The sequence below is a fragment of the Metasolibacillus sp. genome (assembly GCF_025291715.1).
In the GTDB taxonomy this organism is placed as follows: Bacteria; Bacillota; Bacilli; order Bacillales_A; family Planococcaceae; genus Metasolibacillus; species Metasolibacillus louembei.
In genome coordinates, this window is sequence record NZ_JAMBIZ010000001.1 from 220,694 (window position 1) to 244,173 (window position 23,480).

The following is a 23,480-nucleotide window of genomic DNA, read 5'->3' on the forward strand; positions in this document are numbered from 1 at the left end:
GACAATTATTACTAGCGATTTCTCAAAAGGAGGGTTTACTTGAATTCGCATACAAGCTTGACCAACTTTATTGTTGCCGTGAATGAATTAGGTATAGATTCGTATGCTTGGATTGTTATTATTTTGACATTTGGTTTCTTGGGAATGTTTTTAGAAAAATTTAAAGAATATGCTTTTTGGAAATGCTTCATTTTAGGTGTAGTTATAGCAAGTTTGGCAGCAATTTTGATAAAGTGAAAAATTTGCATTATAACCATTTTATTAAAAAAGAAAGAGGAATTTTACATGAGTAACTATAACAGTGTAGGAATGATGAATGATGGAACAATCTTAGTTGTTGTAAGAGAGGAAAATACACCGATTGAAGCCTGTTTTGATAGAGTAAATGGTCTTAAAGTTGGTAATATGAGTTTGCCTAACCCTACTAAAAATAAAGAACATATTATTAAAATCGTATTTAAAGCTTAATGACAGAGAAAAAGAGGATGGGGAATTAATGAATAAAAATCAAAAGTTAGAACCAAGATTTTGTTATCGTATTTCTGCAAATGCAGGATTAGCTCATGATGGGGAGGGTAATAACGCTCCATGTTTTACACAAGCTAATTTCGAAGGTGGAAATCTTTTAAGAAAAGTGGATTATGATTCTGCCCATGAAAAATTAAAAATAGATTTATCAAAACAATTAAATATTCCAATAGAATATTTCGAGTGTATAAGTCAGGAGGAATTTGACAAAAACCATCAAGATGATTAAGCAATTTAATAAAAGTAGTAGTTTTTTAGCAATATGTCAGCTGGTAAATATCAAAAAAATATCATGAGGTGAAGGCAAAATGACAAACGAAGAAAGATTGGCACTTTTAAACAGCATGGAAGTTATTGAAGTAGATGCCAATGGTGATGGAGTAATTTATGTAGATGTTGCCTATAACGCTGAGAATATCGAAAAGCTCTCAAAAGTTGTAGGGGATGTTCACACGTATTTAAAAAAATATGGTGATATTGACGGAAAGAAAGAGACTATTGATATCAGTATAGCAGCATTTGAACACGCTGGCGCAGAGTATTATCACGAAGGCGCATTCGTTATTTTTACAAAAGAACAATTACTTGAAATGTATGAGGGCGAAAGGGGTAAGTGTATAGCAGTTGAAAGTGAATTAAAGAATTTCACTTCACAGTTTAACCTTGTGAAAGAGCATGTTCAAACAGCTTTAAATGCTATTGGTAATTAAGCACAATGCCAATTTGGTGGAGGGGAAGTTTATGAAGGTTTATGCTGGTGAATATATTGAAGAAATTGAGACTGGAAAAAAGTTAAGAGTAGAACATGATTTTGAAATAGAAATAGACACACCAATGTCTCATGCATTTGATTTCTTAGCAAAATATTCAGAAAGTGGAGTAGTTAGGGGATTCCTTCTAAGTGATGAAGGTGATATTTGGGAAAGAGTTTAGCTACTCATAATGACCATTTTAAGCAGTGACCAAAATTAAAAATAGAGGTGAACGAAATTATGTTAAATAAACAAGACATAGAGCTAATAGAGTACATGGACTATCAAGTAATGAATAATGGTATGGAAGGATGGTTAAGTAATCGAGCTTATGAAAAAGTATTTGAATTCATTGAAATATTAAAAAAAAGAAATTCGGAATTGGATCAACAAGTAGCTTCTATTTTTACTAAAGCTACTGTATCAGGGTTAGGGCATTACCAACATAAAGATTCAGTATTTATTCCTGAAGTCAAAGAAATGTATGATAAATATGAAAAAGAAATCGATGAATGCAGTAAACAATATCAGCAAATCGCTAAAGATTTCTTGAATAGTTATGGGTTAGAAGATTACCATACTAAATTCATAAAAAATATTAATAGTTAATAAGGAAGTAATACTTAGATATAGGATTAGAATTTAGTTATGGTCAAGTAGATATAGAGGAATTTAAATTTAATTCTACTATGATTTCTACTCAAAACTGAACAAATATAAAAAATATCTTAGTAAAGATAATGGCACTATTCAAGCAGCAAATTACCTTTGTGCTTGTCATAACAAGGAGGATATGTGTTGAATTTCCTAATTTTACTAGGGATTGCATTCATCGGGTTAGTAATCACTATAACAAGCTTAGATTTTTTTGGAGATAGACAAAATTATGGAACTACAACTGCAATAGGTTTTAGTATAACTTTCCTTGCTGTGGTATTCATCGGGTTAGTATTTATATTTTAAGAGCTGAACAACAGGCATTGATTTTGCCTAGTGCCTGTGATTGAGCTTTTAATAAAAATGAAAGGAGTGGCAGGGATGAAAGTATTAGATGGAATCCAGTTTTTTGATGCAGAGCAACAATACTTAAAACTTTATGAATACGAACTAGAGCATGAAGCGCATAAAAAACTAACTGCTGCTTCCGTTGTTACATATCTTTTATTACGATCTGTTTGTGATAGTGCAGGTCAAATTTATGAAGCTGATTTCAATTTAAAAGAACTAAGCAACAAGTACAGCTTGCCATATAGCTCAATACATAATGGCTATCACCGATTATTTGATATTGGATTATTAACAATTAAACGCATTGCTGGACATACATATATTACAATGCCAATGGTCGCTGCTCATTTACCTGATAAAGAAGACAGTGAAATTAGCAGTTATTTTCGCATACCTCGAATGCTCTTTAAAGGTGGCTTTTTAAAGCAATTTATTAAGTCACGAGATGTTCGTGGTTTATTAGGGGTGCTTGATTTATTAAATGGTTTATTCCGCGAATGGGGACGTAAACGTAGTACAACGTTAAAACGTAAAAAAGAAACGTTAATGAAGAAAATTAAGCAATCAAAATATGCCTTTAAAAACTGGCTACAGCGTGTATTATCAAATGAAGTGGATAGTCCAATTGTTGTAAAAGGGGAAACAGGCGAGCTATTTGAATTAGCTCTTGCTGAAGCTGCTTTTGTAGAACGTGAAAAAGATGATGAATTTGAGCAATTCAATGCAGCGACACGCAATACATTGTTGAGTTTTATCAAATCAAGTCATATTAAATATCGTCAAGAGGATATTGAGGACTTCCAGTGGGTATGCCAACAAGAATTAACAGAGCCAATTTATAAGGGAATCGCAGAATTTATTTCTTACGAACAAGATTATGCAAATAAAGTAGCTGACGGAATAATATATGTGGACGGACCAGGACCAAGCACTGAACAATTACGTTTAAAGTCACTGCTAAGATCAAGAAAATTATTAGTGCCTGAAATTTTAAGCGCAACCATTGTAGCTGTTGAACAGAAATCGAAGTCGCTTAAAATAAAGAGCTTGGGGGCATACTTTAGAAAAACGTTGCGTATTCAAATTCGCGCAGCATTAAAAGAAGATATCGGATTAAGACTAGCCATTGCCGAATCGTATAGAGAGAAAAATCTCCCTGTGCCAGTGCAATTTAGTTAAAAATAATGAGCCTTTTTCAAAAATATTATTTGAAAAGGGCTATTTCTCATGGAATCATCGATTTTTTTGCGAATCCACAAAGTGATTATCATAAATTTGATAAGTATAAAACCAGAATGCAGCTGAAGCTGCATTTTTTATTTTTTTCATCAATTTATTTCACCTTGTGGATTACATTTCATCTTGTAGATAAGAAGAGTTGCAAAAAATTAAATTTAATTCATCTTGTGTATAGTTTTAATCATTTTTATCGAAAAAATGAACAATAGAATTAGTGAAGTGAATAATTTATTTAATGGAGATAATATCAGTTGAAAATTTATTGGTTTATCCAATCTTCAGTTAAAAATGTTGGTACGTATGCATTTGTAGGTACTCATCAGACTCTCTATTTATATATGTATTACTATTTATTGTTTTCTATTTATTGATTTTTTCTTTCTATTACCTCTCCTATAAGTTTCTAATTATGATGCAATGGCTTATCAGCAAAACGATGCATCATAATTAGGAGCTGGAAAGGCTGCGCTTTTATCAAAGAAAATGAGAAAAGCCTGTCCCTCCTTATGGTATGCAATAATTAATAAACTCATGGAGAGTAATGTGAACAATTACCGTACAAAAACCTGTACAAAATCGGTACAAAAACCGTGCTTTTTTTGCAAAAATATGTGGTAAATTATTAGTATCAGAAAATATAGGCGAAAGCGTGTGTACATGTAACGTCTATATAAAGACCTTCCAAACTTTGCATCTGCAAGGTTTATGGGAGGTCTTTTCTTTTTCTGAAATATAGTAATAAGGAGAGAAGAAAATGGAGATTGTAAATGTAGCTCAATTTTCAGATGCCTACTCAAAATTGTACAAAGAGTGGCAAGAAAACCCTGCTGAATTCGATCCAACAAGCCGAGTATCTTTACATCGTAGTAACACAACAAATTTGATTCGGCTAGGAACCTTTACAGGAAAGGAGGAGGACCTCGAATTTCATGAAAAATCAGATGTAGCGATTCGAATCATTGATTTTAATGATTTGCTAGAGCACGCTCATACGTCAGGTGTTCATTTGGCTATACATGATTCTTTCCGACAGGATGTTAGCCATAAAGCAGCAGTATTAGAAACATGTGCTGACCAATTGGTAGCTCATGGCATTGATGAAAATGATGCAAAGCAAATTATCCATGAAAACTCAAAGCACAAAGGAAAGTTTACTCAGAAAAATGTAGAAGAGATTCTGGAGTTTACTGAAAAAGTGCTTCAAGAGAAAAAGGATCATGCTGTAGAAGTAGAAAATGAAACACCATTAAATGAACAACCTCCAGCAGCTGAAGCAATTTCTGAAAAAGAGCAGCAATTAAAAGAAGAATTGCAAAGGCACGGTGAAGAATTAACGCAAATTATCGAAACATATGTTGTTGGCAATCAGCAGGGGCAAGCGTATTTAACAAAAGATGATGCAGAACAAATGCTGGATGCACATTTTACACGCATTACGGATTATATTCAGGATCATTTCGGGCAACCAAAAAAGCAATCATTTGCAGAGCGTTTTGACGCATTTAAAAGCGATTTAAAAGGGTTTGCTAATGGATTTAAAGAAAACCTTGTGAATCGTTCTACAAAGGCGAAAGAGGCTGTAAACGATCGCGTAGAGGTTGTTAAAATGGCTGCTAAATCTAAAATTAAAGCAGGTATTTCTACTATTAATGAAAAGGTTAAAAATTTAACTAACTCTGTGGATCGGATGCTAGAGCCTAAAGTGGCAGAAAGTCTTGCTGTGGAAATGGAACAAGTAGTAACCCATACACATGAGCCAGAGCAATCAAGCGGTGAACCAAATGAGCCAACGCAAGCAGCTACGCCACTAAATAATGAAAGTAAATCCGTATCAAAAGAAGAGGCCTTGCAGCATGTGCAGCAAGAAGTAAAACGTCATGATGAAGCTTTACAGCAAATTATGACACCAACAACGAAAAAAGCAGGCAAAAGCAAAAAAAGTGCTAAAGCACTTGAGCGCTAATATTGCATGGTTTTTAAAGAGTAATTTAATCGAAGGGACTCTCTGTTTGAAGAGTTCCTTTTGTTCAATGTATTTGAAAGGAGGTGTGAATAGTGGAGAATCATGTACGTGTGGATGGTAAATGGCTCAATTTCGATGATCTAGTTGAATCGATGAATGCTGAATTATGCGCAGAAATTTATTCTATTGAAGCATTCGATAATGACCAAGAGTTTGTTGAATTTTATACGCAACTAGCCTTTAAAGAGGACCCATCATTTATAGAAGCTTTAAGGTATCGATTTAAAGTAGATGTTAAAGAGGTGGACCCGTATGAGGCAATATTGGTCATTCAAGAAAATTTTGGTCTATCATCAAACAAGGTTGAATGGGAGCATGAGAGTTTCCTTAATTTGTTAGCAGAAAATGCCCCTGAAGACTATCAAAAATATTTGTTTTACAAGCATTTATATCAACGACAAAATCTTGAATTGGAATATGAAGCAGGAGAAGAGTACGGTATCCCATCTGCGAAAGTTGGCGATGTTTTGGTTGTTGAAGAAAAAATTGACTTCCAAAATGAGCAGCAACAAAATCCAGTGAAAAAGAAAAATAATGATCATGAATATGATCGCTAAGGACTCGCCAAATATGGAGAGTTCTTTTTTTATTCATTAAAAGGAGATGAAGAGTTTTGAGTATTTTTAAATCAGATTTGTTTTTAACAATTATTGCTTTGGCTATATTTGGTCTTGTCATTGCATTTGTCAATGGCGTGTTTGATCCGTTATTAGGTGATGTTGGAGAAGGAATGCGATCATTCGTGAGAAGTAAATTTGCTGAAATTACAGGCATTTAGATAATTGATGAATTTAGAAGAATGCAAGTGGAGGAATTATTATGAGTTCTACTGGATCAAAAGGACGTTCAAAAGTGGCACAAAAGCCTAATGGCTTTACTGAAATGGAATCTCTAGTTAAGGAGATTTTTGAAGGGCAGGACATGTCCTATCATGAATGGCTGCATGAGCAACACCAAGCATTCATTTTAGAATTTAGCTTAAAAAATAAGGGCAGTATTGCCTCGTTAGCAAAAAAGGAGTGATACTAAGATGCAAGAAACAGCAACATTAATTAATAGTATTGCAAAAGATGTACAGTCGCTTGCACCAGCTGTTGCAGGTATTGCATTAGTTATTATTGGGCTTGTTTGGATGTTTGCGAAGGACCCAAACAAAAAAGAAGGTGCACAACAATGGCTAACAAATGTTGGAATTGGCTTTATGATTGTCTATTTAGCTGCAACTTTAGTTGCATGGGGAACTGCGAAAGTAGCAGGGCTAGGAGGCTTTAGCTAGAAGGGAGTGGCTATAAATTGAGAAAATTATTCATTCGTTTTAATGATGAAGGGGATCATTTTCGAGAAATTGACGAGGATCGCAATTACTTTTTAGTTGAGGCAGAAGAATTAGTTGAAAAGCTAAGACAACGATTAACGAAAGAAAAAAGAGTTGCTTCTAAGCCATTTGAGTTTTGGATGGATGGAAAATGTCTGGTGATAAGTCATGTAGATTTTAACCAAACAACAAGCCTGCAAAAGCAACTTGAACAAACGATGTTAAGTTTCGGAAGTTGGGATGAAGAACTGCGCCATCAGTATATTAATAAATTGATAGAATTAGCTGAGGAGGAGAGGCAGCTCTTTGTAAATAAAGAATTTGCTCTATTCGCTATTCGAAATGATCAAATATTTGGTGTACCATCATTTACACCATTTCCGATACTTTTAGATATCAATCAACTTTATTTGTTATATCAAAGCCTGCAACCACTTGTGAAAACAGGTTTTTACACAGAATTGGAACGAATGATTACTGCAATAAAGTCTACGGTCTACAAAACAATTGACAAAGTTGGTAAATCAGACGAAGTACAACAACAAATTGGTTTAGCACAACGACAAAAAGCGTTACAACAAGCTTTTGCTGCTTGGCTATCTGTGAATAACCATTCATTTGTACAGTATACATGTGCTAGTTTTCAGTCAGTGGGGAAAGAGCGTATTGATGCCCTTTGTCCGAATTTTAAATTGTATCAAAATATACAACAAATACTTTTCACTGCATATGTAAATCAATATAGTTTTGCTCAGGGCTACGAGCAAAATCTATTATTGTTCGAAGCATTATATGAGAAATATAATGCGATTTTGGAGCAAGGATTTGCCCTTATAGATGATTCAATGGTTGAATCACTCGTCCTCACACCTGTGCTGCAACAATTCCGTAGAAGTATTGAAGAAGCATTACAAAAAGCTGAGGAAACTGAAAATGAGCAAGAATCGGTTAACCTATCAGTCGATTAATGATATGCTTGCTGATTTAAATGCACAGGATCGAGGGCGTTATTACATTTGTAGTTGTCCAGAGTGTCAGGAACAAGAAGCGTTTATATATAAGAACAATTTAAATTTTATACAGTGTAACCGTGAAAATACTTGCGGGGAACGCTTTCTGTTACAAATTGCAGAAAAAAATGAGGACTATACGTATCAAGAAAAAATAGAGCAAGAAAAAGGACTAACCGTTAAACAAGCAAAGCAATTAGATCAATTTACAGAATTGATGCAACATTTTTTACACCATATTCAAAGTGAAGCTTTGGACAATGGTTATCGTGGGTTATCACGAGAAACGACAACACCATTCATTGCAGATTTTCGCGATGCGGGTGTTTCATTTATGTTCGAGTATGCTGGTGAATTACTCCCAAAAGATTATTCGACAAATTACTGGATGTGTCAAAGAAATTTAGTATCACCGATTTTTGGAGAAGATGGGCGTGTAGATCGGATTTTACTTCGTTCTACAATAAATCCAGATATTCAACCAAAGGAGCTGCAATTAATTGTGAATCCCTCCAATAAAGCGAGGGATTTTTTTGTGGATATTCCTGAACAGACACAAACAATTGTGATTAGTGAGGCTTTATTGGATGGTTTGTCATTTCGTGAAATAGATAAGGAAATAGGCGTTATGGCATTGACAGGTTCTCGTAAATGGCGAAATCTTTGTTCATACTTAAAAGAGCAGGCTTCACAGTATCAGGATAAAAAATTCCTTATTGCTATGGACGATGATGTGGCTGGATATAAAGCAGCATTGGAGGTTGCCAATTGTTTAGAGGAAATGGAAGCAGACTACCAACTGTTTAGTTACCCTGAAGCCCAAAAAGATGCCAACGCCTTTCTAGTCGAGAATCCGAAGCGATTTGAACGCGATGTTCAATTGTTTCAACAACGCTTTTTATCAGAAGACAGAAGTTATATTGATGTCAAAAGAGAGATGAAACAAGTAGTGATTTGTCATTCTAATGTAGATGCACTTGCCTTTCGTAGTGTAGATGCAAATTTAGGCGTTATGGCTATACAGCATCAAGGCAAGGACAAAGAAATCGAAGAGCGATTGAATCGCTGGATGCAAAGTCGAGATATGTTGGATAAGACATTTTTAGTAGCACTTCCAAATACACCAGAAGGACAGACAGAGACGAATAAAGTAATAGATTTACTACAAAAAAATGGACTGAAATACCAAGCATTTGATTATACGAATGTACCTTATGTAACACCGTCTGAATTTGTTTTATCTGACCGTAAAACTTTTGAACGTCATAGGTCTTTCCAGTCTTCAATAACCCAACAGAAGCCATATGAACGGTAAGAAAGAGGTGAGAATTTGCCAGCGTTTTTAAAGGTTTCTATTTTAATTGCAATCGTCTTTGTTTTTGTTACAGCTGTTATCTATTTTGGCTCAACACAACGTCTAACAGTTCGTACAATCACTGAAACGGATAATATTATTGAAAATGTGAATGTGGGTGTGCTTCGAGCTGAAACCACCCAAGATGGTACGTTGCAAGAAGAAGCATATATTGTGCAAGAAGAATTAAGACAAAATTTAATCATGGAAATTGCTTCCGTACAAAAAAACATGCCTTACGATGTAAAAGTAGACTATGTATTTACAGATGCAGCTGGACAAGCAACCAAAGAGCAAACTGCAATTCGTGGAATTTATTATCGGATGCAATATGTTGATAAGAACGGTAATATAAAAGGTTCTGCTGAAAAGCATTTGATGCTAAACGAATTATCAAACTAACTGCACTCACCAAATTTGGTGAGTGCTTTTTTATGTAGGAGGTGAAAAGCTGCGTGTCTAACATGAAGAGTTTTATTTTCGCGTTATTGATTATTGTTCTATTTGTCTTTCCACATTTTTTGACATTTACAATTGATACGTTTCAACAACAATTTTTTATGAAAGTAACAACAGAAATTCCTGAGCTTGTGAAAGCAGAGGGGGGGATATCCCCACTCGTTAAGGAACTGACAAATAAATTGGAAAGGACAGGCATTCAAATAACCTATTCACAATCAGATATTGTGCGTTTTGGCGATGAAATTGTCATTCGCTATCAATATGAATATCCCAATGTAAAAGGCATGATCCAGCTAGAAACACAAAATGTAGTCACCATTATGAAACGAGAATAAAGGAAAGGAGCGAGAAGATGGGATATCAGCTATTAGGGAAGCTGGCAAAACCAAAAATGTTGCTTGTTTTTTCGGTTTTGTATAGTGCTGTTATGTTTTTGTTAGCGAATATTGTACTTGCTTTTATACAAGCCCTTGTAGTTGCATTTCAACAATTTCAAGTAGATCAAAGCTTAACACTTCAAATGAGATGGCAAAGTATGTGGGACTTTCAAAAAGACATACTCCCTTTTTATTTAGCTTTTGCCTTTCTTAGTTTAATAGGACTCATCAAGTTTATTTACAAAATACGGATGAGTTATACAGATTTAAATGAAGGCCAGCATGGTACAAGCGAATTTGAACAGATGAAGCAGTTGAAAAAGCAATATAAAATCATCCCAGCAGCGCATGAGGAGTATGATGGAGACGGTGGTATCATCATTTCTGCTTTGCAAGAAAAAGGTCGTCCGTACCGATTGTTAATTGATAATGGACCAGTCCATACAATCGTAATTGGTATCACACGTTCAGGTAAAGGGGAAACTTTTGTTTTTCCCATGATTGACGTACAGAGTCGATCTAAGAATAAGCCCTCGCTTGTTGTTAATGATCCGAAAGGTGAGTTAGCAGCTGCAAGTTATGATACATTGATTGCTCGTGGCTATGATGTATATGTCTTTAATTTACTACAACAGTACATGGGAATGGGCTTTAATCCACTAACAATTGTTGTGGACGCTTGGAAAAAAGGGGATAGCAGTTTGGCGCAACAATACGCCAACAGTGTAGCGTTTATGCTATACAATGATCCCAATGCAAAGGACCCATTTTGGAATAACTCTGCAAAATCATTAGTGACAGCCATTATATTAGCATTGGTGGAAGATTCTTTGTTAGTTGGTCGAGAGGAAACCGTTAACCTTTATTCTGTAGCTAATTTCTTAGCAACGTTAGGAAGTGACACAGATGAAGAAACAGAAGAGAATGCACTTGATTTATTCTTCAGAGAACGTGATGAAAATAATCCAGCACGTATGATGTATGCCACAAGTAACTTTGCAGCTGGTAATACAAGGGCAAGTATTTTCTCAACCGCAATGGACAAGCTTCAAATCTTTACATTAGAACCAAATGCAAAAATGACGAGTTATAACAGCTTAGATTTGACGGAAATTGGTTTTGGTGATAAGCCAATTGCTGTGTTCATGGTTACACCTGACTTTGATGAATCTAACCATGTATTATCAAGTATTTTTATCAGCCAAATGTACCGCGTGAATGCAGAAAAAGCTACGTTAAGCCCTAGTGGTAAAATGAAGCGTCAAGTACATGCTTTACTTGATGAGGTAGGGAACATGCCAGCAATTGATGGATTATCTAGCATGGTAACTGTTGGTGCAGGGAGAGGTTTCCGTTTCCATTTAATTATCCAAGCTTATTCTCAATTAAAGGGGAAATATGGAGAAAACGATGCAGATACTATCATTGGTAACTGTTCTAATCAAATTTATATTTTGACAAAAGATGAGGGAACTGCAAAACAATTTTCGAGTATGGTTGGTACTAAAACCATCACAGATATAAGTCGTAGTGGGAATCTCTTATCTATGGATAAAACTCATAGTGAATCTACAAAAGAACGTGAATTGTTAAAGCATGACGAACTCATGCAATTACTAGAGGGCGAATCAGTCGTTGTTCGTTCAAATAAGCGTCAAGATAATAAATTTAAGAAGATTAAACCTAAGCCTATTTTTAACACAGGCAAAACAGCAGCCAAGTTTCGTCATGAATATTTAGCAGATGATTTTGATAATAGTAAATCCATTTTAAATTTACCAATACTCTCACCAATGTATCATCGCTTAAAAATGTCAGATATCGTATTTACTTCTAAAACGGATCGTGATTTATACATTCGTATGAAGTATGTCATGGGGAATAAAGTTTTCGAGGAATTGACAACCATTTTGCATACTTTTGTTCCAAAAGACTATATGGATGAAATGGAGCAATGGTCATTTTTACACTTGTTAAGCTTTTTAGCGTATACACCTGAATTGGAGATGCCTAAACCTGTAGAGGCGCAAATATTTAAGCGATTAGAAAAATATTTGTCACAAAAGACGCTTGAAATGTGGAGGAACACTTTACATGATCAGCAAGAAAAATGGGATTTGGAAAATGAAGACGAGGAAGAATCACTCTTCCAAATACAAAAACAAATTAGAGAAGGGGAAATATAATGATTCGAGAATTGTTGACAGAGCATTTACGAGATGTTCATCTCGCATTTTTTCAACTGCCTAAAAAACAGTTCATGATAAAACGGTTTTTGAACAGCAGTCTGTTCTCACTGTTTTTGTGTATAATTATTTCGCTTACGAAAGCAGAAGTGATTTGGTATCTAGGTTTACCAATCGCTTTTTTTGTTGGCTGGAAATTACCTTACCTTCGTATATTAATGGAGAAGAACACAGCTGATGTCAAAAATGCCTTTTTGTTTTTGCCATTTTCGAATAGCTTCATGGTGTTACTACCTAATGTAAATGGAAATGTATATCAAGCATTAAAATTAACTCTTCCTTATACAGCTGCACCGTTAGATAAAAAATTAAAGGAATTAATAGAAAAAATTGAAAAAGGGAATAATCGTCAAGATTATTTGGACTTTGCAAAATATATAGGCTCGCCAGAAGCCTACATGATTATGAATATGATTTATCAATTTAGTGAGCAAGGTATTCAAAAAGAATCAATTCAAACTTTGCAACGATATATCCAAAATATGCAAGAAAATAAGGTGGACCAATTAATTGAAACAAAGATGGATACAAGTTTCAAAATCTCCTTTTTGCCAGTATTGCTCTCGCTATTTATAGTGGGAGCTTTTATTGTGCTGATATTTGCTCACTATTTCAAAACAATCGCAGATGCGCTAGATGTATTAATTTAATGTGAGGTGAGGGTAGATGACAGGACAAACGACAAGACAAACATTTGAAATTGTTGAACAAGTGAGCGTTTTACGCATAGCAGAAACAGGGTGGACTAGGGAGTTGGGAATGGTTACTTGGTATAACAAACCAACCTCTATTGATGTGCGTTGGTGGTCACCAGATAAGAGCAAAGCAGGTAAAGGTATTTCCATGACATCAGACGAAGCAAAACGTCTTTTTGAAGGTTTAAAAGTGATATTTGAAAAAGGGGGAAATGTTGATGGACAGGAACTCTAACAATCTAAAAATTGATGAAATGCGTGGCATTTACTTTGGAACAACATTCTCTACAGGGAATGTTGTTTTTGATTTTTATGAACAGCCCCGTTTCTATAATGCAGTTGTAATAGGGACAATGGGCGCTGGTCAGGGGTTTAACTTTATCAATCGTGAAAAGGAGTGGAAGAAGTGAACACTGAAGAACAAAGAATTCATACTATTTTGAGTGGTAGTTTTCTAGGTCCATATTTGGAGGTAGAAAGTATAACAGACATTAAATTCAATGGGACTCGCCTAAGAATCAAAGATAATGAAAGAGCACCATATTATCCAGAAAAACAGCCAACAGAGGATGATGTCAAAAAGCTAATCAAATTAATTGCAGATGTGATGGGGCTAACATTTACCTATGAAGAGCCACGTTTGAATACAGAGATTGGTTTTTTACGTATCAGTGCACTTCATAAACGAATTAGCCCAGATGGTACAGTTCTTTCAGTACGTATTTCACGCCCACGTTTAGCGATTCAATCGGTAGAAAGCTTGGTTGGTGCTAATTATGAAGCAGTGGAGCAACTATTTCGTGTTTTGATGTTGGCTGAATTAAGTCTAGTGCTCTCTGGAAGAACAAATGCAGGAAAAACAGAGTTTCAAAAGTTGCTTGTGGGTTACATGGCTGAAAATGCGAGTATTTTCTTAATTGAAGATACGAGAGATAGTCATATTAAAGCATTATATCCAGATCGAGATATTATCAGTGTGAAAACAATAAAAGATGTATATGAAATGTCAGACTCGGTTAAAGATGGTCTACGAAACGATCCAGACTATTTAATGCCAGCAGAAGTAAGAAGTGGAGAAACAGCCGATGCATTAGATGCAGTCAAAACAGACCATGCGGTTATCAAAACGATTCATGCACCAAGCGCAATGGATATTCCACGTCGTGCCATTCCGATGATTCGTCAATCGCCATCTTATACAAGAGCAAGTGATGTAAGCATTGGAAATGAATATGTTCGTTTCTTTCGATTCGCTGCTTATTTAAAAAGCGAACGAAACAAAGAGCAAAAAACTATGCGCTATCTAAAAGAGTTAGTGGAGTTTGATGGTTATACAGAAAAAGGTGCTGAAGGACGTTATCTCTACCGAGTTGTAAAAGAGTTTGCTCCTGAAACGGGTTTATATGTCCAAAAGCAGCATTTTGGAAAGCTTTCTGATCGAACACTTGAAGAATTAGAAGATAAAGAATTGGTTCATCTAGTGCCACCTATCTTTTTATCAGATAACTATATTCGAAAACTGAGTAAAGCGGGTGTTCTATAAATGAAACAATTAGTAAAGGAGGCACGCCATTTATTTTATGGCTGGGAACTTGCCCTTTATTTTATTTTTTGGTTTGTTGCAAATTGGCAACTATTCTATTTTATATCAAGTAATGTGCAACTTAGCCTAGTTATTGGCGTGATAGGAGCTGTCTTTTTCTTTTTTGTTTTCACGATTCAGACACGTAAATTGACAACACATCAAAAACATTTATCTGAATTACTAAACTATGTGATTAATGTAGTTTTCTATTTGCAGACAGGTGAAAATATCCTATATGCACTGAAAGCTACAAGGGAACATATGCATCCCGATATTCAGAAAAAAATCGATCAAAGCATTGAACACTTAGAACAAAAGGCTGAATTACAAACATCACAATTTGAAGAGTTTGATTTCCCGATTCTGAATCAATTTCACCAAAATTTAGCGATTAGCTATGAATATGGTGGGAATAAAGAAGAGCTATTTGGACAAGTTCAGCAAAATATGGTATTTGAGCTGCGAAAGCGGGATGAATTATATCGAAAGCGGAAAGGGTTTGCCATGAATGTGTATGCGTTGCTTGGCATGGTGTTGCTCATACCTATCATGCTAAAAACAAACGTGAATTCTTTATGGATACTTTTTTTAGAAGCAGGCTTTGTTAGTCAATCTGTGTTGTTCATTTTGTATATGGGTATCTTATGGACACTCTATTTAGTGCAAAAGAAAAATATGGATATTTCGGTACGTAATTAAAATAACAAGATAGGGATTCGCCAAAATCGGTGAGTCCTATTTTAATTGAAATCGAAAAAGCATAAAGAAATCCTAGAAATGTAATTTATGGATTGATATTTGTAAGAATTATGATATCATATTTGTAATGAGTAACTTCCTATTTAATAGTGGTGAGTTACAGGTGATCTTTTTTGAAAATAATACCTAACAGGGGGATTTTAATATGCATAAAAAATTATTTATTGCTGCATTAGCAGCATCGATTGCACTACCAGCTATTGTTGTACCTGTTTCGACAGAAGCAGCAACTTACAGCAAGACTTTTAAAGACGTTTCCAAGAGTAGCCCATATTATGACAGCATTCACACAATGACTGAAAAAGGAATTATCAGTGGCTATGAAGATGGTACTTTTAAACCAAACGAAACATTAACTCGTAAACATGCAGCTGCATTATTAAATCGTGCTGTTTCTGTCAAAGCGACAAAAAATGTAGATGCACCAAAAGACTTACCTAAAACAAATGCTTATTATAATGATTTAATGAAGCTGGTGAATGCTGGTTTACTTGATGTGGATGCAAAAGGTAATATCAATCCAAATGCATCATTAACACGTGGAGAAATGGCGAAGATTTTAGCTACAGCATTTAATCTAAAAGGAGCTAAACATCCTTTGACAGATGTTTCATCGAAGTACAATAGTTATGTAGCTGCGTTATATGAAAATGATGTAACGACAGGCTATGAAGATAAAACGTTTAAAGAAAAAGGATCATTAACACGTGCACATTATGCCGTATTTATGTATCGTGCAATGGGCTTGGAAAAAGCAGGTGGTGATATTGCACAAAAGCCAACAACACCATCGAAAAAAATTACGATGAGTAGTACAGAAAAGGAAATTAATGAGTATATTAAATCAAGTCCGTTGTTTAAAAAAGGTATTGATATGCCGTTATCATTAGCTTTAAAAGAGTATTACGGATTTAAAAAGGTTATTGTCAATGCGGAAGACATTTTGAAGAACACAAATTTAAAGGTGACAAAGTTCAGTGTAAATGCTTTCCATTTTAATAATGATAATTGGAAATCTGTAGATAGACTTTTGGGTGCGCAGGTTATTTATGAAAGTGCTCCTTCAAATAGATTCCAAAATATCGCGTTTGACTATACACAACCTGATTCACAAATAGTGGCGAAATCCATTTTAAGTACTGTATTTGGTGAGGATTTTGATACAGAGGCCCTCGGACGTATGATTGATGAGAAAGTAGCGGAAGGGTTAGAAAAACGGAACCAAAAAGTTTTTGACAATATTGAACATATCGAGATGGGCAAATACAAAATTCGATTAGGTGTCGATAGAAACAGTGAGCGTGACCATTTTTGGATGGATATCGAACAATAAAATAAGGAACAGGTGATGAAATGATGAAGAAGTATTTTTCGATTCTTTTAATATTCATCCTTGTGTTTAGTGGCTTTCCTCCTCAACTTTTTGGGGAGGTTTTTTCGTCTACGAAAACACAAGCAGCGAATGAAGTACCGTTTTTTGATGGGGACACACATTTAAAGATAGAGCGATTAATTCCAGGAGGGGACACAGAATTTAGACGTGTTGACAGTAAGGGGTTATCGGGGGTGCAATATTTGGGGGACTATCGGTATGCGACTATTTATGATGGAAAATTAACAGGTAGTCCATCAAGTGATAATACAACCTTTAATGTAAGTGGAAAATCTGTAAGAGCTTACGCTGGAGATAAGTGGTATCATATTGTACCGAAAAGTTTAGGGACGGCACGTAATTTAATTCGCATAGAAGATTTGACAGAAAATGAGTTTGTCAATCGTTACGGTGGTAGTAAAGAAAACTATAAGAATTTAACAAGATTCACTGTAATGGATATGAAGGGCAGAGATTATGGTGATTTCCGCTACATCGGTGACATTGTGAAAAAAGCTGGTGGTTTTGCTGAAAATACAAGTGCGAGCTTTGATAGCACCAACCCTACACGCTTACGTATACTGCGCACAGCGCATCCAAATATCTCAAGTTTCAACGTTAGTGCAACAAATACAGATGTTGGAAAGGCTGTGACATTTGATTTCACAGCATTTGAGTACAATTATGGTGGCAATAAGCTTGATTACACGTTGATTATTACTGACGCAGAGGGAAAAGAAGTAGGACGTAAGGTGCAATCTGTCTCATCGACAAAAAATGCTTCAGGAGGTTTAGCTTCGCAGGATCGTGCACATACAGGTAAATACGATGCAAAAAATTTCTTTTCCTTCACACCTGCTACAGCTGGTAAATTTACAGCAACATTGACTGTAACTGACGGTGTTTACCGTTCTTCTACAGCTTTAGTCAAAACATTCACAGCAAAGCAAAAAGGACAAGCATATTTAGAGGTGACACCTCCAACAATCACAATTCCGAAAGACCATAAAGCGTCTTACCAAGCATTTTACACGGATGCAACGGGTAAAAGGACTGAAGTAACTGATAAAGCTATATGGAAAGCTATTAAAACAGATATAGCAGCGACATCAGGAAAAGGACTATTCACAGGTTTAAAAGAGGGCAAAACACAAGTAGAAGCAAGTTATCAAGGTGCTAAAGATCAAGCAGAGTTAATTGTATCGTCAACGCCAGCGCCCGAAGAACCAGAACCTGAGCCTGAAGAGCCAAACATTCCTCCAACTGTAGAGTTAATTGTGCCACCAGAAGTAACAGTTGGTCAAAAGTTTTGTGCAGTAGCAAATGCTCATGATGAAGATGGTGAAATTGTAGCATATGGCTGGGATTACACAGGTCGTGGCGATCCAACAGGTAGACAAACATGTGGTTTGTATTACGAAGAGGAAGGCGAAAAAACGGTAACCGTTGTGGTAAGGGATGATGATGGTGACACAGCAATGGACACTAAAAAAATCATTGTCACAAGACCAATGCCAAATGCTCATTTTGTAGCAAGTGGCACTTTTAAAGAAAACCGAAAAATTAGTATTGAAGCAGCACATCCATATGAAGGAGAAAATGATGCAGCTTTAAAAGCATACCCGCTTGTTAAGCAAACTTGGACAATTGTAACCGTTGATTCAGCAAAGCAAGACAAATTAAGAATCGTACAAGATATTAGTGGAAACGTACCACATACACAAGTAATTGATATGTTGCTCAAAACAACAGGAGAAATTCGAGTAACACGTTATGTAGAAAATAGTGTAGGTGACCATGCAACATATACCGTGACGTTAAATGTCATTCCTGATCTTGAGCCTGTTGCAAACTTTGAGGTGGCGTCAACGATATACAGAGAACCCATTGACGAAACAGCAGCACAAGCAACTATCGAAATTCAAGATAAATCGTATTCGCCAGATGATATGATTCAAAAACGGATTTGGAGAGTGGCACATGATTCAAATAATGATGGACGTTTTGACGACGAGCAATTCGTTGTGTTTGATGAAAATAATACAGAACTGGCTAAATATCTGACATCTAAAGTTGGGAAATATCAGATTGAGCTAGAAGTGTTTGAGAAGTACATTCATGAAACAATCCCAGCGTTCGTTGATCTAACATTTAACAAGGCTACTACAGATTTGCGACATGATAATACTGATGAAAAAGCAATAGCCACAAAAATTGTGGAAGTTGATAATTTAGCGCCAGTTGCTACGGTTGGATTGAAAGATCAAAAACAAACTGTGGAAGTACAATATGATGTTGTAGATTCTCCATACAATGAATCACAGCTAAAATCTATGACACCGTACCTCAATAATTTGCTTGAAAAACACAATTTACAAGCAAATGTAACCTTTGCAACAAGCAAAACCATTGAGCATCAAGTTTTTGCTGACGGATATGATAAAAGTTATATCCTTACCGAAGATGGAAAAGTTTATGGTGCTGGGGGAGGGATTATTGGAAATGGAAGTACGACAGGGGTTTTAGATGCTAATGGTAATATGATTACCCCATACGTTGAGATTCCATTGCCTGCCAAAGTCAAACAAATAACAGCTAAAAACCGTACTTCAACTCACTTTTTACTAGAAGATGGATCGGTATATGGTACAGGTTCTAATAGCGCGAGGCTTTACTCTAGGTACGATAAAAATGGTGCTTATATAGCTGGAGTAATCGATATTGGGGGGATAGGTGATGGGACAACAACACCTAGATTGTCTCCTGTTAAAATTGATTTACCTAAAAAAGTAGTCAAAATGGATAGTATTAATTTCATCACTGTATTTTTACTAGAAGATGGATCGGTATATGGTACAGGGAATTTTGTATATGACGGCAATCTGAATATATTTAATAAAAAAGAATTGGATATTCCTTCAGACAAGCCAAGAGATTTAAAAATCCCTATCAAAGTAAAAGACCTCGCTGTTGGATATAGTGATGCAGGTTACTATTTGATAGTATTTGACGAAAATGATGTGGCTTATGGTTTGGGGAGTGAAGCAGCTTTTCCTTCCGTAAGATATTGGGTTCCAGGAGAGGGTAATTTAGATTCTGTTAATCGTTATGCTTGGAAAAGGTTAGATTTTCAAAATATTGAGAAGGTAGTTACAAAAACAAGTGCTAGTTATAGTGGTGGGAACGCTGTACTTGACCTTCAAAATTTATATATCAGAAAAAACGGAAATGTTGAATATGCACGAAAACAAAGCTTTTCTAGTCATGGTACGCACCGTACTTATTGGAATATGATGCAATTTGGAATTCCAGAGCCAATAAAAGATGCAGCGATAGGCTTTACAAGCGATAGCATACATTTTATCACTAGAAGTAATGAAGTATATGGTATAGGTTATAACAATTTTGGGCAATTGGGCATACCTATAGGTACTGTATTTAAATCTGGCTACTATGAATATACAGATTATGCTCCAGACCCAGTAAAATTAAATATTCCTTTCAAGGTAGTACAAATATCAAAAGGGCAACAATATACGCATATGTTGGCTGAAAATGGAATTCCCTATGTAGTTGGTCAAAATTTAAATGCGAATCTAGGTGTAAATACCAAAGACCATGTACCTCAGCTAACTAGAATTGAAGGTTTAAATATTAAATTTAAACGTAATGCAGAATTCAAGCAGCAGTCTTCTTCCATGTATATGACGACTTTTTCTAATAAAAAGCTAAGTTTGATTGATATACAAGAGAAAATGAAAAATGCTCGTGGCTATTATGTAGGGGTTACAACAAGAGAAAACCAATCGAATGTAGAAACTATCATCCAAAATAATAGTAATAAAGGGGCATTTTTTGATATTGGTCCATCCTACAATGACGCTAATTTACGTGCAAAAATTGAAGAACTAGCTAACTACATCATCAAAACACAAAATAACAATGCCATTGAAATTGAATTTTTACTTGATTCAGCATCAACAGGTATTAGTGCAGCTATGTTAGAAAGTAAAATCAATGCTATCGTTAAACCACAGGTGGAGGATAATACTTCTGCACCTTTTGAAGCACGTGTACGTGAGTTAACAAATGCATATCAATTTAGCGATGTGCAACTAAGTGCTAAAAATAACTTTATAGTAGGATTAAAAAATGATGCGTATTCAGCTGACATGGAAAAGCAAGTGATTGCTACAAACCTTGTTAACAATGCGCATTTTTTAGGTGTTAGTGGAACTGTGAATCAAGGAACAATCAATAGGATGGTTGCAAAGTCCATGCACAAAGGATCGTATATTAACAATACAAATATTGATGCAGCTTTAAATGAAGTTTCAACTTACATTTTAAATGAATTGGCAAATAGCAGAGGTATCACAGAACTATTCATAACTAATGAGGAGCAAGTGGATTATGAAGCCCATTACTCCGATTATGAAAAGGACCCTATATTAGAAGATTATTGGAAATTTAAGCATGAGCTTAATTTCTTTGAAAGCGAAACGGGTGTAATTGCTGATAATCAACAACAAAGGCAAAGCCCATATCGTCATTTTGGGTTGACGGGGCGTTATCAAGTGTTTTATGCAGCACAGGACGATCCATTAACGCGCTATTTTGCGCCGAATACAATTTCACCATTTGTAGATTACCGTAAGTGGTCCAATGAAGCCGATAATTTAAAAATTTATGTGCATAAAATGCCATCTGCTGAATTTACATTTACAGTGGACGAAATGACAGGAAAAGTCGATATCTTATCTGTTGCGCACGATGAAGATAAAGCCAGTATTAATGTAGGTTTTGGGGATGGTCTACAATCGCAACGTTTTGATTATCGTACTAAAGGTGGAGAATGGATTGATGGTGTACCAAGTCACCTAGAAGTAGATGTTGAATATGATGTGCGAAATAGTGTCATTGATTTTCAAGGAAAAGCAGCTGAAGTCATCAAAACGCTGTCTTTAAAAAATTTGCCCCCAGTTGCAAGATTTGAAACGGATAAACCAATCTATGAAGTAGGTGATTTTGTTGTACTAAAAAATACTTCGTACGATCCTAATAACGATAATCTAATTGCTGAATGGTCTTATAAATTAAGAGAAGAATCAACTTATAAGCCATTAGGCACGGGTAAGTTCACTTCAGGAACAGCTGAGGAAGGTTGGCATACAATGATCCCTCGTATTGCTTGTGACAAACCAATTAATGAATCTTGTTTTTACGACATACATCTCAAAGTAACCGATACGCATGGCTTATTTGATGAAACTGTACAAACTGTAGAAGTACAGAGCGTAGAGAAAAGCATTGCACCAACAGAAGGGACTGTATATTGGGAACTTCAACGTTTAAAGGAAGATGAGGATAGTTATGTTGTCATGAATGTGGAATTTGAAGTACCAGAGGGCAAGCATTATGCTACACGTGCTCCCTTACATGTATTATCCTATGGCTCAACAAATATTTCACAGATACAACCTATTAATATTCAAGTTGCTGGAGCAAGTGTGAAAGGACAAACAATGTCATATCAATTTAGCTATGAATATGCTGAAGAACCCATTGGGTGGAAAACAACCAGCTGTATAAACGGTATTTGCGAATGGGAATTTGATTACGCTCCTGATTGGAGCAAAATGAAAGTATTGGAGTTAGCAGGTTCTTTAGCTATTGATCATTCCATGAAAGATACAATTCAAGCATCGACATTTTCAGAGATTTTAGAGCGAGAATGGGTAGTAGGTCGTGAAGATAAGTGGGATGTAGTAGCAGAGAGGCTTGTAAATTCAAATGTATTTCATGAGCGTTATCAACAAGCTACAAGTAGTATGTATGAAGACCATTTACAATTAAAAACTCAAACAATGATGCCAGCAAAGCCAGATACATTGAGATATCAAGTATCTTTACCATCTGCAATTCAAACCGAAGCATCATTCTATCCGTTAAAAAAATCACAAAGCCACGGAAAATTTATAGCAGCTGAGCTAGATGAAAATCTTCAAGAAGAATTTGCAGATGGTATACAGCTACAACAATTAGAGCTAGATGACAAAGGAATGAATGGTGCGAATCGTGTATTTGAAGCGAATTATGTATCTGATTTATTCTTTATTACTAAATCGTTAGGCTTTATATCAGGCTATCCGTATGCAGAACAAGTGCAACAAGCTATTGTCAATGACCAGCCATTGCCAGCCTATGATGATGTGATGAAGGTAGGTATTGCAAAAGGAGAGAAAGACTTTGCTCGTTATACAGAGAACAAAGTACCTTTTAAAGATGAATGGATGTATACAGAAGATGAAGCAAAATTTGCTTCGTTGCAGCGCTACGCAATTCCTGTAAATCCATACTCAGAATTACAATCAAATGAGGTATATGAAAATGAGTTTGAGTTAGTGGATATGGGGTTAAATGATTTGCGTTTTGAATTTAAACAAACATTTTCATTTGAACATTATTTGTTCGGCTCTGGTTATGACGATGCTTGGATTATCGGTCAGCAAGGTTCACTTTCAGGACCACCTTTCAAACAAGAAGATATTGCAGGGACAATTATTTTAACACAAGATCAAATACTTGAAATTGGAAAACTCTATTATGAACGGATGAATGAGCCTTATAATAAGATTCATAATTTCCGTTACATGGATCGCACGTACCCAGATCAAGTACGAGAGATTTTAAATAATTAATTTATAAAAGGATTTACCAAAAATGGTGAGTCCTTTTTGTTTTCAAAAAATGTA

Annotated in this window: 24 protein-coding genes; all 24 read left to right on the plus strand. The window is 35.5% G+C overall.

From position 1 onward, the window contains the following. Nucleotides 1-39 precede the first annotated feature (39 nt). The 24 genes from M3Z76_RS01245 to M3Z76_RS01360 all read left to right on the plus strand — a co-directional run bounded on the left by M3Z76_RS01245 (nt 40) and on the right by M3Z76_RS01360 (nt 23,426). Nucleotides 40-237 carry a hypothetical protein gene (locus tag M3Z76_RS01245; RefSeq protein WP_293919908.1) on the plus strand — a complete coding sequence of 66 codons (198 nt, stop codon included), beginning with the start codon at nt 40-42 and terminating at the stop codon, nt 235-237. 48 nt (nt 238-285) lie between these two features. Next, nucleotides 286-468 (plus strand): hypothetical protein, encoded by a 183-nt coding sequence (locus M3Z76_RS01250; RefSeq protein WP_293919906.1) that lies wholly within the window; start codon nt 286-288, stop codon nt 466-468. A 28-nt stretch (nt 469-496) separates the two neighbouring features. Next, complete coding sequence (locus M3Z76_RS01255; RefSeq protein ID WP_293919904.1) at nt 497-757, plus strand: hypothetical protein; 261 nt, start codon at nt 497-499, stop codon at nt 755-757. 79 nt (nt 758-836) lie between these two features. Beyond that, nucleotides 837-1,238 (plus strand): hypothetical protein, encoded by a 402-nt coding sequence (locus M3Z76_RS01260; RefSeq protein WP_293919902.1) that lies wholly within the window; start codon nt 837-839, stop codon nt 1,236-1,238. 31 nt (nt 1,239-1,269) lie between these two features. Continuing rightward, the gene (locus tag M3Z76_RS01265; protein WP_293919899.1) at nt 1,270-1,461 is read left to right on the plus strand and encodes a hypothetical protein; all 192 of its coding nucleotides are present in this window, start codon (nt 1,270-1,272) and stop codon (nt 1,459-1,461) included. Between the two features lie 59 nt (nt 1,462-1,520). After that, nucleotides 1,521-1,889: a DMP19 family protein gene (locus M3Z76_RS01270; RefSeq protein ID WP_293919897.1), complete on the plus strand. Its 369-nt coding sequence runs from the start codon at nt 1,521-1,523 to the stop codon at nt 1,887-1,889. 429 nt (nt 1,890-2,318) lie between these two features. Next, nucleotides 2,319-3,467 carry a hypothetical protein gene (locus M3Z76_RS01275; RefSeq protein WP_293919895.1) on the plus strand — a complete coding sequence of 383 codons (1,149 nt, stop codon included), beginning with the start codon at nt 2,319-2,321 and terminating at the stop codon, nt 3,465-3,467. 814 nt (nt 3,468-4,281) lie between these two features. Continuing rightward, complete coding sequence (locus tag M3Z76_RS01280; protein ID WP_293919893.1) at nt 4,282-5,490, plus strand: hypothetical protein; 1,209 nt, start codon at nt 4,282-4,284, stop codon at nt 5,488-5,490. A gap of 92 nt (nt 5,491-5,582) precedes the next feature. After that, the gene (locus M3Z76_RS01285) at nt 5,583-6,107 is read left to right on the plus strand and encodes a hypothetical protein (RefSeq protein WP_293919891.1); all 525 of its coding nucleotides are present in this window, start codon (nt 5,583-5,585) and stop codon (nt 6,105-6,107) included. A gap of 56 nt (nt 6,108-6,163) precedes the next feature. After that, nucleotides 6,164-6,328 (plus strand): hypothetical protein, encoded by a 165-nt coding sequence (locus M3Z76_RS01290; RefSeq protein WP_293919889.1) that lies wholly within the window; start codon nt 6,164-6,166, stop codon nt 6,326-6,328. Between the two features lie 41 nt (nt 6,329-6,369). Then, nucleotides 6,370-6,573 carry a hypothetical protein gene (locus tag M3Z76_RS01295; protein ID WP_293919887.1) on the plus strand — a complete coding sequence of 68 codons (204 nt, stop codon included), beginning with the start codon at nt 6,370-6,372 and terminating at the stop codon, nt 6,571-6,573. Between the two features lie 7 nt (nt 6,574-6,580). Continuing rightward, nucleotides 6,581-6,826 (plus strand): pilin, encoded by a 246-nt coding sequence (locus tag M3Z76_RS01300; RefSeq protein WP_293919885.1) that lies wholly within the window; start codon nt 6,581-6,583, stop codon nt 6,824-6,826. 17 nt (nt 6,827-6,843) lie between these two features. Next, entirely contained in the window at nt 6,844-7,833 is a 990-nt protein-coding gene (locus M3Z76_RS01305; protein ID WP_293919883.1) for a hypothetical protein, read from the plus strand. Next, complete coding sequence (locus M3Z76_RS01310) at nt 7,799-9,190, plus strand: toprim domain-containing protein (protein WP_293919881.1); 1,392 nt, start codon at nt 7,799-7,801, stop codon at nt 9,188-9,190. Before M3Z76_RS01305 ends, M3Z76_RS01310 begins: the two co-directional genes overlap by 35 nt. 15 nt (nt 9,191-9,205) lie before the next feature. Beyond that, nucleotides 9,206-9,631, plus strand: a complete 426-nt coding sequence (locus M3Z76_RS01315) for a hypothetical protein (RefSeq protein WP_293919879.1) — start codon at nt 9,206-9,208, stop codon at nt 9,629-9,631. A gap of 53 nt (nt 9,632-9,684) precedes the next feature. Further along, nucleotides 9,685-10,026 carry a hypothetical protein gene (locus M3Z76_RS01320; RefSeq protein ID WP_293919877.1) on the plus strand — a complete coding sequence of 114 codons (342 nt, stop codon included), beginning with the start codon at nt 9,685-9,687 and terminating at the stop codon, nt 10,024-10,026. Between the two features lie 17 nt (nt 10,027-10,043). Continuing rightward, complete coding sequence (locus tag M3Z76_RS01325) at nt 10,044-12,254, plus strand: VirD4-like conjugal transfer protein, CD1115 family (RefSeq protein WP_293919876.1); 2,211 nt, start codon at nt 10,044-10,046, stop codon at nt 12,252-12,254. Beyond that, nucleotides 12,254-12,964 carry a hypothetical protein gene (locus M3Z76_RS01330; RefSeq protein WP_295655672.1) on the plus strand — a complete coding sequence of 237 codons (711 nt, stop codon included), beginning with the start codon at nt 12,254-12,256 and terminating at the stop codon, nt 12,962-12,964. Before M3Z76_RS01325 ends, M3Z76_RS01330 begins: the two co-directional genes overlap by 1 nt. Nucleotides 12,965-12,980: 16 nt before the next feature. Continuing rightward, nucleotides 12,981-13,244, plus strand: coding sequence for a PC4/YdbC family ssDNA-binding protein (locus M3Z76_RS01335; protein WP_293919873.1), 264 nt, complete (start codon nt 12,981-12,983; stop codon nt 13,242-13,244). Then, a complete protein-coding gene (locus tag M3Z76_RS01340; protein WP_293919872.1) occupies nt 13,228-13,419 on the plus strand; it encodes a hypothetical protein in 192 nt (63 codons plus the stop codon). Before M3Z76_RS01335 ends, M3Z76_RS01340 begins: the two co-directional genes overlap by 17 nt. Continuing rightward, complete coding sequence (locus M3Z76_RS01345) at nt 13,416-14,552, plus strand: ATPase, T2SS/T4P/T4SS family (protein WP_295655675.1); 1,137 nt, start codon at nt 13,416-13,418, stop codon at nt 14,550-14,552. The genes M3Z76_RS01340 and M3Z76_RS01345 overlap by 4 nt, the downstream gene beginning before the upstream one ends. Further along, on the plus strand, nt 14,553-15,293 hold the full coding sequence (locus tag M3Z76_RS01350; protein ID WP_293919868.1) for a hypothetical protein: 741 nt from the start codon (nt 14,553-14,555) through the stop codon (nt 15,291-15,293). It abuts the gene before it with no gap. 205 nt (nt 15,294-15,498) lie between these two features. Beyond that, nucleotides 15,499-16,686, plus strand: a complete 1,188-nt coding sequence (locus tag M3Z76_RS01355) for an S-layer homology domain-containing protein (RefSeq protein ID WP_293919867.1) — start codon at nt 15,499-15,501, stop codon at nt 16,684-16,686. A 242-nt stretch (nt 16,687-16,928) separates the two neighbouring features. Then, nucleotides 16,929-23,426, plus strand: a complete 6,498-nt coding sequence (locus M3Z76_RS01360; RefSeq protein WP_293919866.1) for a PKD domain-containing protein — start codon at nt 16,929-16,931, stop codon at nt 23,424-23,426. Nucleotides 23,427-23,480 lie beyond the last annotated feature (54 nt).